Genomic DNA, 11,818 nt, shown 5'->3' on the forward strand with positions numbered 1-11,818 from the left:
AGGAGAAATCATGGGAGTTTTAAAATACACCGAGGATCATGAGCGGTTCCGCCTGCAGGTGCGTGAGTATATGGAGCAGGAAGTGCTTCCCCATACCATGGAGTGGGAGGAAGCCCACATCGTCCCCAAAGAGGCCTGGAGAAAGATGGGCGAGGCCGGATACCTTTGCCCGTGCATTTCCAAGGAGTACGGAGGCCCGGGGCTTGACTTCCTGTATTCGGTCATCATCACGGAAGAAATGGCCGCCATAGGCCAGGCCGGTCTGGCGGCCATGCTTCACAGCGATATTGTGGTCCCTTACATCAACTCCTACGGCACGGAAGAGCAAAAGAAAAAATATCTCCCCGGCTGCGTGTCCGGCGACATTATTACGGCTGTGGCCATGACCGAGCCCGGCGCGGGCAGCGACGTGGGGGGCCTGGAAGCCACGGCCGAAGAGGACGGCGACGAAATCGTCATCAACGGCGTCAAGACCTTCATCTCCAACGGCATCAACTGCGACCTGGTCGTTTTGGCGGCCCGCAATCCTGAAATAGCCGACAAGCACGCCGGCGTGTCCCTGTACCTTGTGGAAGACGGAACGCCCGGCTTCACCCGGGGCAAGCACCTGGACAAGATGGGCATGCACAGCCAGGATACGGCGGAGCTGTTTTTTTCCAACTGCCGCATTCCCAAGGAAAACATTTTGGGCCAGAAAGGCCATGGATTCCTCATGCTCATGGAAAAGCTCCAGCAGGAGCGGCTCATGAGCGCCATAGCCAACGTGGCCGGCGCGGAAAACGCCCTCAAGTGGGCGGTGGCCTACGCCAAGGAAACCATGGTGGACGGCAAGCCTTTGAGCAAGTCGCAGGCCGTCAAGTTCAAGCTGGCCGAGATTGCCACGGAAGTCAGTATGAACCGCGTCTTCCTGGACCACTTGATCAACGAGCACATGGCCGGCAAGGACGTGACCGCCCTGACCATGATGTCCAAGTTCGCCAGTTCGGAAATGATGAACGAGCAGTTAACCGACATTATGGACATTTTCGGCGAGTACGGGCTTCTGGAGTCCGGCCCCATAGCCAAAGGCTTCCGGGACAGCCGCATCACCACCATTTTTGCAGGAACAACGGAAATCATGAAAACCATTATCGCCAAGTTTTTGGGGCTTTAGCCCCCAGGCTGGCTTTAGCGACTCTTAATTGCAGTTTAACCCTTGAAAACAAAGGAGTTTGTCATGGAAAAAATGCTGGATGGCAAAGTAGCCATTATTACCGGATCCGGTCGTGGAATCGGCAAGGCCGCAGCTATGCTGTTCGCCGCTGAAGGCGCCAAAGTGGTTGTCAGCGACATCGACCCCGCCCCCGCCGAGGAAACCGTGGCTGAAATCAAGGCTGCAGGCGGAGAAGCCATCGCCTACGCAGGCGACGCCACGGCCGACGATTTCGCGGAAGGCATTGTGAAAGCCGCCGTGGACGCCTGGGGCGGTTTGCATATTATCGTGAACAACGCCGGCTACACCTGGGACGGCGTGGTCCATAAAATGACCGACAAGCAGTGGGACGCCATGATGGCCATCCACCTGAGAACCCCTTTCCGCCTCATCCGTGCGGCCGCCCCTTATTTCAAGGACGCCGCCAAAAAGGAAATGGCCGAAGGCGGTCCTGTGGCCCGCAAGATCATCAACATTTCCTCCGTCTCCGGCACCCGCGGAAACGCAGGTCAGATCAACTATTCCTCCGCCAAGTCCGGCCTTCTGGGCATGACCAAAACCATGGCTCAGGAATGGGGCCGCTACAACGTCCAGTCCAACGCCGTGGCTTACGGCTGGGTGGAAACCCGCTTGACCGCGGCCAAGGAAGACGCCGGCGCCGTGGATCGCGACGGCGAGAAAGTCGCCCTGGGCATTCCGGACGCTCAACGCCAGATGATGAAAATGGTCATTCCCATGGGCCGCGGCGGAACGCCCGAAGAAGCTGCAGGCGTGATCCTGTTCCTGGCTTCCCCCCTGTCCAACTACGTTTCCGGCCAGTGCATTGAAATGACCGGCGGCATGTAAGGATTATTCGGCGCCCTCGAAAAACGGGGGCGCCTTTGCACGACCCTGTATTCATATAACCCGGGCGGCCCTGGGGGTTTTAAGCACGGCCGCCCATTCCACTCAGTGCGGATGCCGCACAAGGATATCTTGAAGGAGGTCCAATGGCTGGAATATGTTCATACGGCGGTTACGTACCGCGCTATCGCTTGAACCGCGGCCTGGTCTACGGCGCCATGGGATGGATGAATCCCGCAAATATCGCCAATGCCAGGGGTGAAAAAGCGGTGGCAAACTTTGACGAAGACAGCATCACCATGGCCGTCGCCGCGGGCATCGATGCATTAAAGGGCGTGGACAAATCCACCGTGGGCGGCGTGTACTACGCTTCCACCACCATGCCTTACAAAGAAAGGCTTAACGCCGGCATTATCACCGCCGCTTTGGGCCTGAACGACCAGATTCGCGCTGCGGACTTTTCCGGCGGAATCAAAGCCGGAACCACCGCTTTGCTGGCCGCCCTGGAAGGCGTGGCCGCCAAGGGCGTGGACAACGTGGTTGTCACGGCTTCCGACTGCCGGCTCGGCAAGCCCGCTTCTCCCCAGGAGTTGATTTTCGGCGACGCTGCGGCCGCTCTGGTTGTGGGATCCGAAAACGTCATCGCCGAATTCAAAGGCGCTTTCTCCACCACTTACGACTTTGTGGATCACTACCGCGGCGAAACCGCCAAGTTTGACCGCGCCTGGGAAGACCGCTGGATCCGCGACCTGGGCTTCGCCCAACTGGTGCCCGAAGCCGTGCAGGGCCTGTTGGAAAAAACCGGCCTGGCCATGACCGACTTCGCCAAAGTGGTGTATCCCTGCCACTACGGGGCCGCCCGCAAAGGCCTTAACAAGAAATTGGGCATCACCCCTGAGCAGGATCAATCCAACCTTCAGGTTGAAATCGGGGAAACCGGAACTCCCCATTCCCTGGTTATGTTCGTCAAAGCTCTGGAGGAGGCCAAACCCGGCGATAAGATTTTGCTGGTGAGTTTTGGAAGCGGCTGCGACGCACTGGCCTTTGAAGTCACCGAAAACATCGCCAAGTTGGCCCCCCGCGCCGCCATCACCGGAAGCCTGGCCAACAGGGCCGACCTGGACAACTACACCAAGTACCTGATCTGGAGGGACATTCTGCCCGGAGACGCCGGACTCAGAAGCGAAGAAGACCTGTGGACCCGTTGGTCCCAGCTTTGGAGAAAACGCAGGGAAGTCCTGGGCCTTTGGGGAACCAAATGCCAGGCTTGCGGCACGGTGCAATATCCCAAGCAGCGCATCTGCGTGAATCCCGAGTGCGGCGCGGCCGATCAGATGGAAGAGTACTGCTTTGCCGATAAAGTGGGCAAGATCGCCAGCTACACCGGCGACAACCTGGCCGCTTCCGTCAACCCGCCCGCCATTTACGGCCAGGTGGTTTTTGAAGAAGGCGGCAAGTACATGTTTGACTTTACGGATTGCGATCTGGACTCCCTGGCCACGGGTATGCCTGTTGTCGTGAGCTTCCGGAGGAAGTACTCCGATAAGCATAGGGACATTGCCGGTTATTTCTGGAAAGCAGTTCCCAAAAGAGAGGAGGCGTAATCATGGCTGACGGAATTAGAGATAAAGTCGCCATCCTGGGCATGGGTTGCACCAAGTTCGGCGAACGGTGGGACTGCAGCGGCGAAGACCTGATGGTGGAATCCTTTCTGGAGTGCCTGGCCGACGCCGGCATCGAAAAGAAGGAAATCCAGGCCGCATACTTTGGCGTTCATATCGACGAAGTGAACGTGGGCAAGGCCGGAACCCCTCTGGGCGCCGCCCTTAAGCTCCCCTTCATCCCCATTACCAGGACGGAAAACTTCTGCGCCACGGCCACGGAAGCCTTCCGGGCCGCCACCTACGCTGTGGCCTCCGGGGCCTACGACATCGTCCTGGCCCTTGGCGTGGAAAAACTGAAGGACACCGGATACGGCGGGCTGCCCGGCGGCGCCGCTTTCGGCACGGAAATGTTTCTGCGCGGCTCCAACGCCACGGCCCCGGGCCTTTTCGCCCAGTTGGCCACGGCTTACGCAGCCAAGTACAATATTCCCATGGAAAAGATCAAGGACGCCATCGCCCATGTTTCGGCCAAAAGCCACTTCAACGGCGCGATGAATCCCAAGGCCCACCTGCGGAAAGCGGTGCCGGAAGAAGCCATTAAGGCTGCTCCCATGATCGCTTATCCCCTGGGCCTGTTCGACTGCTGCGGCGTGTCCGACGGCTCCGCCGCGGCCATCGTCACCACCCCGGAAATCGCCAAGAGCCTGAAGCCCAACCAGGACATCATCAAGGTCAAGGCCCTGCAGATTTCCGTCAGCTCCGGCGAGGAAGAAACCTACACCAACTGGGACGGCGCCCACTTCGCCACCACCCGCGTGGCCGCTACCAAGGCTTACGAAGAAGCCGGCATCAAGAATCCGCGCGAAGAAGTGAGCATGATGGAAGTCCATGACTGCTTCTCCATCACGGAATTCGTGACCATGGAAGACGTGCATATCTCTCCCAAAGGCGGCGCCTACGAAGACGTCATGAACGGCTTCTACGACCTGAAGGGCGGCGGAGTTCCCTGCCAGGTGGACGGCGGCCTCAAATGCTTCGGCCACCCCATCGGCGCTTCCGGCCTCCGGATGATCTACGCCATGTACGAGCAGCTTCTGGAAAGAGTCCCGGAAGAGCGCGCAGTCAAAAACGCTAGGTGCGGCCTCACCCATAACCTGGGCGGCACCCCGGCCAAGAACGTGGCGGCCATCTCCATTATCGGAAGGGACTAATAAGCCCCTTAAGCCGGTATCGGGCGCACAATATGTGCGCCCGTATAAATACGATTTCGGGGACACGACCTTATCTCTGTGATGTGATTTTTTTCAAAATTGAAAGCGTGAGATAAGGTTCGCGTCCCCTGAAATCAAGCATGGCCGCGGCCCATGGTAATCATAGGGCCGGGCGGCCTCTGGAAAGGAGGTCATTTTCATGGCTGAGAATTTCCAAATTACGGAAGAAATGCAGGCTCTCGTGGGCTGGGAATCCGCCCCTTGGGACTTTGAAGTGACCGCCACCAGCGTGCGGGCCTTCGCCAGGGGCGTGGGCTACACCGATCTGGTGTATTATGACGTGGAAGCGGCAAAAGCCGCCGGCTACCGCGACCTTCCCGCGCCTCCGTCCTATCTGGGCACGGCGATTTTCATCCCTGGCCAGAGCGATGAATACCTGCCCTTTCCTCCAGGATACCAACCTCCCCTGGAGCACGGTCTGTCCGGGTTGTTGGACGGAGGAACGGAAACCGAATATTTTGAAGACATTTGCGCCGGCGACACCCTCACCTGCGTAAACAAACTGGCTGGCCTGGCCACCAAGGAAAGCAAAGGGCTGGGGACCATGCTCATCATGAGCGCTGAGGCCACCTATACCAACCAGGAAGGCAAGGTCGCCGCCATTCAGCGCGCCCAGGTCATTCTCTACTAGGAGGGAGGTACAGCATGGCAATTACGTGGGAAGCAATCAACGAAGGAGACCTGATCCCGGAACTAAAAAAATGCCCGGGGGTCACCCAGCTTGTCAAATACGCAGCCGGCTCCGGGGATTTCAACCCCTTGCACCATGACTATAACTTTTTTCAATCCAAGGCCATCGGCTCCATTATTGTCCACGGACGCTTTAAGTACGCTACCATCGGCGAATGCGTCTCCAACTGGTTGGGCCATGCAGGCCGCATCAAAAAAATGTCCTGCCAGTACAGGGGCATGGATTTTCCGGACCAGGAAATCACCTGCAAGGGAAGCGTGGTGCGCAAGTTTGAGGAAAATGGCGAAAAACTGGTGGAGCTTTCCGTCTGGACGGAAAATCCCGAAGGCAAAAACACCACCCCCGGCCTTGTTGTTGTGGCTTTTAAATAAACGATTTCGATTGCAGGCCGTTTTGTTGTGATGGTTTCATCTGATTAGGTTTTACTGCGGGGCGGAGCCGGGCCAATAGTCTCAGTTAAGGGCGATTCTCCTTTTGGGAACGGCGGGGGCTGATAGCAGCGTCAGTAATTTTTTGCTGCGTTATATTTCGTACACTTCCAGGCCGCTCCGCCCCGGATTCCCAGTGTGCGCGTTTTTAATGCCATTGACGCGCCGTCTCACCATAAAAATGCGCCGCCGAATGCCCGGCGGCGCGTTTTGCTTTTGCCTGGAACGAATTTGGGTGTGTGGGGGGATTACTTGGCCAATTGCTGGAGAATGAGCAGGGCCTCGTTTAAAGCCAGGACGCCGTCTCCATCCGCATCGGCCAGGATTGCCGAGGCAGGGAGTGCATCGGCGCCGGAAAGCGCCCGCAGGAGCAATCCTATGTCTTCCAGGCTTAGAACCCCGTCTCCCGTGATATCGCCCGCCTTGCGGTTTGGATCGGTTTCTCCCACCTCCATCATGCCGTTGTGGTTGGCGTCTTCATCGCCGTCGGATACGCCGTCGCCGTCGGAATCCGCTTCCAGGGGATTGGTAGCGGTCGAGGGGTCGGCGTCCGCAACAAAAACGCCCGGGGCCGTGTCCGCCGTTCCCGCGGTGTATCCCAGTTCGGTCCCGTCCAGGATGCCGTCATCGTCGCTGTCCGGGTTGCAGGGATTGGTTTCTCCGGGGTCCTGCTGTCCGTTGTGGTTGGCGTCTTCGGTTCCGTCCGGGATTCCGTCGTCGTCCGAGTCTGCGTCGTTGAGATCCGTACACCCCCCGGATTCCACAATGTCATCCAGGCCGTCTTCGTCCGTATCCGTATTCAGGGAGATTCCCAGGTCCGCGGCCAGGTCGGAAACCGTGTAGGTGGTTTCGGGGCACGTGACCGTGATGATGTAGGAGCTGTAATCTTCTTCATATGGGTAGTAGGCTCCTGACGTGGGATGGTCCAGGGAAGCCTTGACCGTGTAAAAACCGGCGGCAAGGGTTCCCGTGATGGGGTTGGCATCCGCCGCGATCACGGTCTGGCCGCTTTCGTTTTCCACCCAAATGAAAAACGCCTGATTGGTATAGCCCCGGTAGCCGCTGAGGGAGGAAGTCCCGTCCATATACACGGTGAAGGAATCCACTTCGGCGCCATTGGCGAACTGGCCGCATAAATCGAATTCGGAGCCCAGATAGATCTTTTCATCCAGGCACAGGACCTTGAATTTTTCTTCCAGGCTGCCGTCCTGATCCTGGGCGTTGACTGTCACTTCACAGAAAAAATCCGTTCCCGCGGGTGTGAGGGTCAGAAGATTGGCGTCCATCTGCGCCTGCAGATCGCCCTGGCAGGAGGACAGAGCGTCCAGGGTTACGGCGTCGCCGTCCGGGTCGTAGGCTTCCAGCCTTACGACGGTTTCCTGGTCAATAACCATGTCTTCCGGGGGCGGGTCGATCACCGGCCCATTGCCGCCGCCAAGGGGAGGGTAGGGATTGCATTCACCCCCCTGGCAGGGTTGGATATTGTAATAAATAGTGTGATTGGGGGGGAATATGTAGTAGCCGATCGTGTTGCTTTGATCCAGTGTATAATAATCATCGTAGCTTCCACCCCAGCCCAGGTTCACGTGAATGCGTTTTCCCGCGCCGTCCGAGGCGTAGCCGTCCGCGACGGTCATGTGTCCGGGCATGGAAAGGAGCACGGGCCTCAGGTTATCTATTTCGCCCCGAAGGGTGGAGAAAAAGTCCGCGTCCGTGATGTACTTGTCGTAAATGGGGGCGTAGCCAAAGGCGCGCTGGAAAGCATCTCGGTTGAAAGCCGCCCCGGTTCCATCTATTCCGAAATTCGCTTCATTGAGAATGCCCAAATCCCGCATGAGGGCCGCCACCTCGTCCTGCTGGTAAACGGGGGCCGATCCGTTGATCTTATTGGGCATGGCCGCCCAGTTGAAAGGCCTGTTCATGACCGCCGTGAGCGTCTGGCTGTTCCAGGTATGGTTGAACACCCCCGACCCCGAGTCCGGATGGGCGTGATAGCGCATGATTTGACCCAAGGCGGTCTGGGTGCATCCGGTGAGGGTGGGTTGTCCGTCCACCCGGGGGTTGAATTTATTGTATGGGCAGTCCTGGTTCCATTGGGTGGTCAGTAGATAAGTATCCGGGGTGTAGTCCTTAAACCCTGCCTTGCGGGCGCTGGAGAGGAAGTCCCAATAAGAGGCGTTAGTGGATTCGTCCAGCCCGCTTTTGACGGCTGCTTCCGGAATTTCCAACTCATCAAGCAGTACCTTAATATAAGCGGGAGGCAGACCGGAAAAGGAGGCGTTGAGGGAATACGCCTTGACCGGGACGCGCACCGTATCTCCGGCCACAAGGATGTAACCTCTGGGCGAAAGCGTCACTACGTAGCCGACCGTTTTCCCTGATTCCGGCGTGGGCTCCACGGCGCTGATGGAGCGCCCGGATTGAATATATCCCAGGAAATTTCCGGCGACCTCACGGGCCAGGGTTTCGTTGACGGGTTCGGCCCAGGCCGAGGCGGCCATTGTAAGAATTCCAGCCAGAAAGATGGCTGTGAATACAAGATTACTCAGTCGTCCGCCCCGAGTAAGAAATGGGTATACGCGCATGGCGCCTCCTTTCCTGTTTTGGATCGTCGGTGGATAAAGACTAACAAAACAGCAGGATGGGAACAAGCTAATAATTCATTAAACAGGGGCAGGCGGCAGGGGGGGCTATATTGGTTGTAAATTTTATGGTCCGGTTATTTTTCCCGGGCGCAATTAAGGCTAATGCTTTATACCAAGGCGCCTTCAAACAAGTAATCATATTCTTGTTCGAGTCCAGGAATGACGCTGGGACCCGGCTTGCGGACGATCCTGAAAAGCGGATCGCCCTTGCCGGGATGACGGTCTTCCGAGGTTAACGGAAACTCCAAGGGAGCCTATGATTTTCAGGGACATGACCTTATCTCCCCGACAGTCATGCAATTTACCGAGCGAGAGTGTGGAGATAAGTATCGTGTCCCCGCGAAATCGTTCTCCCCAACACCGAAAGATCAGGCGGTTTCCGTGTCTGCGGAAAACTCCGCGCTTTTCGAACTTGAGGGATATCGCCTAAAAGACGCCGCGCCCACCACCCGCCGGGTTTCCTGGGCGATGCGCAGCTCTTCGTTAGTGGGAACTACAATAATTTTTACCGGCGACTGGTCCGTGCTGATTCGCCGGGCGCCCCGGCCGGGGGCGCGGTTTTTCTCGTCGTCCATGGCAATGCCGAAGGTCTCCAAGCCCTGGCAGGACAGGCTGCGGACTTCCGCGCAGTTCTCGCCGACGCCTGCGGTGAACACAATAGCGTCCAGGCCTCCCATAACGGCCATGTAGGCCCCAATGTATTTTTTTATGCGATAGGCGTACATTTCCAAGGCAAGGCTGGCGTGGAAGTCTCCGGTTCTCTTTTTCTTCAAAAGCTCCCGCATGTCGTTGGTTCCGCACAAGCCTTTGAGTCCGCTTTCCTTGTTCAGGAGAATGTCCAGCTCCCTCAGGTTCATGCCCAGGCGCTTGCCCAGGTAAAACAGAACGGCGGGGTCGATGTCTCCGCATCTTGTGCCCATGACCAGGCCTGCAAGCGGAGTCATGCCCATGGTGGTGTCCACGCATTTTCCGCCTTGGACGGCGGCCATGCTGCCTCCGTTGCCCAGGTGGATGGTGATTTGGTTGACCTCCTCGGGCTTTTTGCCAAGATAGCCCGCCGCCTGCTCCGCAACGTAGGCGTGGGAGGTTCCATGAAAGCCGTATTTCCGCACCTTGTGCTTTTTATACATGTCCCAGGGCAGGGCGTACATAAAGGCGTAAGGCGGAATTGTGCGGTGAAAGGCGGTGTCGAAAACCGCCACGTGCACGGCGTTGGTGAATACGGCCCTGGCCACCTCAATGCCCAGGATGCATCCGGGGTTGTGAAGCGGCGCCAGGGGAACCGTCTCCTTCAATTCTTCGATCACCTTGTCATCGATCACCATGGTCTCAGTCAGTTTATCGCCTCCATGGACGATCCGGTGGCCAACAGCCTGGATTTCGCTTTTGTCTTTAACCACCCCGTATTCAGGATGGCGCAACAGCTCCACCACTCTTTTCAGGCCGTGCTCATGGTCCGGAATAAGCCCCTGCTCTTCGAGTTTGAGAACTTCGCCGTTCTCAAGGATTTTTTCGTGGGTTACGGCGCTGATGCCTTCTCCGATTTTTTCCACAATGCCGCCGGCCAGCCTTTGTTCGGCTTCCATGGCGAAAAATTCGTATTTGATGGAGGAACTGCCTGTATTGATGACTAAGACTTTCATGATTGAATTACCTGCCCGGCCGTTTTTTATTAAAATAGCGCCTTTTTGCGGGTTCATGGCGCCCGAGGGGCGGCCTAAATGACCCGTGGTCTTATAAAAATTACTCCAGAATGACCGGCGAGTCAACCGGATGTTAGGCCGCTGGAAAAGATTGCAGGTTGACCCGTCCATAAAGAAAGATTTACAAAGACCGGGACCATAAAGCCTTTGACCTAAATTGGGAGACGAAACATGACGATCAGGAAAAGGCCCCTTGTTTTTCTCGTTGCAGCGATCAGCATTCTGTTGATCGCCTGCCCTTCCCCCGCCGGAACGGATTCCGCTTTTGAACCTCTTTTCCCCATTGAACTGAAGCACGATTTTCCCCAGGCCCAAAAAACCTTCCAGGAAGCGAAAGACTTGATCCTGGAAAACTATTACACCGCCGGCATCAGCGAGGACGCCTTGTACTGGGCCGCCATCCAGGGCATGCTGCGTTATATCTCTCCGCCCAAGAATCCGGAGTTGGCAAAAATCTGGACCGCCGGGCAATACGAGCATATCTTGGAATCCCTCACCGGTGTGCAGGTGTCTCTGGGTTTTCAGAGCACGTTCAACCCCAAGGAGGGAAGCCTGGATGTGGAGGAGGTGAGCCCCGGGTCTCCGGCGGCGGACATTCTCCAGCCTCTGGACCGCATTCTTCGCATCAACAAGACGCCGTTAAAGGGCAAGAGCGTGGCAGAGGTTCAGGCCTTGCTGGCCGGCGAAGAAGGGGACCAGGTGGAGCTGACGGTGAATCGGGACATTAAGATTTTCAACGTCACCCTCACCCACGAAAAGGTGGAGGCGGAGAACGTCAAGGCCACTGCCTTGGACAACTCCGTGGCTCTTCTGGAGATCAAGCGCTTTTCCGCGGGATTGTCCGACAAACTGGCCGAGGAGCTGGGCGCCCTTGAAGAGCAGGGCATCACCCGTTTGATTATCGACATGCGGGACAACCCGGGCGGCGTTTTTATGCAGGCCCTGGCGTGCGCGGAATTGTTTCTGCCCGAAAAAGCCGTGGTTTTGCGGACTTTAAAGCGGGACACGCAAAAAGCCAATTACATCTCCAACAATAAAAATCCCTTTAATTTTGAATGTATTATCCTGGTGAACCAACGCACGGCCTCGTCTGCTGAAATCCTGGCTGCTTCGTTGCGGGACAACGGCAAAGCGGTCATTGTGGGAACCAGAACCTACGGAAAAGGCGTGTTTGAAAAAACCTTCACCCTGGAAAACGGATGCCGGTTGAAATTCATAACCGGGGCCATGTATTCGCCCGGCATGCAATCCTGGCAGGGCCGGGGCCTGGCGCCGGACTTTTTGGTGGAGCAGGACGAAAAGACCCTGGCGGGGCTGCGCAAGCTCCCGCCCGCCCAGAGGATGAAAAAGGACGTGGCCCTGATCACGGCCCATAAATTATTGCTGCGGTAAAAAAAAGCGGAAAGGCCCATAAGGCCCTCCCCCTCATAGCATTTTACGC

9 protein-coding genes are annotated in these 11,818 nt (G+C 57.1%); 7 read left to right on the forward strand and 2 right to left on the reverse strand.

All coding sequences use genetic code 11. The annotated features are described in order from the left end of the window. The first annotated feature begins 10 nt into the window (after positions 1-10). The 6 genes from G491_RS0116600 (at position 11) to G491_RS0116625 (ending at position 5,972) form a co-directional block, all read left to right on the forward strand. Positions 11-1,153 (forward strand): acyl-CoA dehydrogenase family protein, encoded by a 1,143-nt coding sequence (locus G491_RS0116600; RefSeq protein WP_028315388.1) that lies wholly within the window; start codon positions 11-13, stop codon positions 1,151-1,153. Between the two features lie 63 nt (positions 1,154-1,216). Further along, complete coding sequence (locus G491_RS0116605; protein WP_015948647.1) at positions 1,217-2,038, forward strand: SDR family NAD(P)-dependent oxidoreductase; 822 nt, start codon at positions 1,217-1,219, stop codon at positions 2,036-2,038. A gap of 143 nt (positions 2,039-2,181) precedes the next feature. Continuing rightward, positions 2,182-3,639, forward strand: coding sequence for a hydroxymethylglutaryl-CoA synthase family protein (locus G491_RS0116610; RefSeq protein WP_028315389.1), 1,458 nt, complete (start codon positions 2,182-2,184; stop codon positions 3,637-3,639). Positions 3,640-3,641: 2 nt separating this feature from the next. Next, the gene (locus tag G491_RS0116615) at positions 3,642-4,850 is read left to right on the forward strand and encodes an acetyl-CoA acetyltransferase (protein ID WP_028315390.1); all 1,209 of its coding nucleotides are present in this window, start codon (positions 3,642-3,644) and stop codon (positions 4,848-4,850) included. 199 nt (positions 4,851-5,049) lie between these two features. Continuing rightward, positions 5,050-5,541 (forward strand): MaoC family dehydratase N-terminal domain-containing protein, encoded by a 492-nt coding sequence (locus G491_RS0116620; protein ID WP_028315391.1) that lies wholly within the window; start codon positions 5,050-5,052, stop codon positions 5,539-5,541. 14 nt (positions 5,542-5,555) lie between these two features. After that, a complete protein-coding gene (locus G491_RS0116625) occupies positions 5,556-5,972 on the forward strand; it encodes a MaoC/PaaZ C-terminal domain-containing protein (RefSeq protein WP_015948643.1) in 417 nt (138 codons plus the stop codon). A 305-nt stretch (positions 5,973-6,277) separates the two neighbouring features. On the opposite strand, the gene G491_RS0116630 is transcribed toward G491_RS0116625, so the two are convergent. Continuing rightward, entirely contained in the window at positions 6,278-8,614 is a 2,337-nt protein-coding gene (locus G491_RS0116630; protein WP_084511554.1) for a C10 family peptidase, read from the reverse strand. A 428-nt stretch (positions 8,615-9,042) separates the two neighbouring features. After that, on the reverse strand, positions 9,043-10,317 hold the full coding sequence (locus G491_RS0116640) for an acetate/propionate family kinase (RefSeq protein WP_028315394.1): 1,275 nt from the start codon (positions 10,315-10,317) through the stop codon (positions 9,043-9,045). Between the two features lie 231 nt (positions 10,318-10,548). Between G491_RS0116640 and G491_RS0116645 the strand changes: the two genes are divergently transcribed. Then, on the forward strand, positions 10,549-11,769 hold the full coding sequence (locus G491_RS0116645; RefSeq protein ID WP_028315395.1) for a S41 family peptidase: 1,221 nt from the start codon (positions 10,549-10,551) through the stop codon (positions 11,767-11,769). The last annotated feature ends 49 nt before the right edge of the window (positions 11,770-11,818 follow it).

The sequence above is a fragment of the Desulfatibacillum aliphaticivorans DSM 15576 genome, from assembly GCF_000429905.1.
Lineage (GTDB): Bacteria > Desulfobacterota > Desulfobacteria > Desulfobacterales > Desulfatibacillaceae > Desulfatibacillum > Desulfatibacillum aliphaticivorans.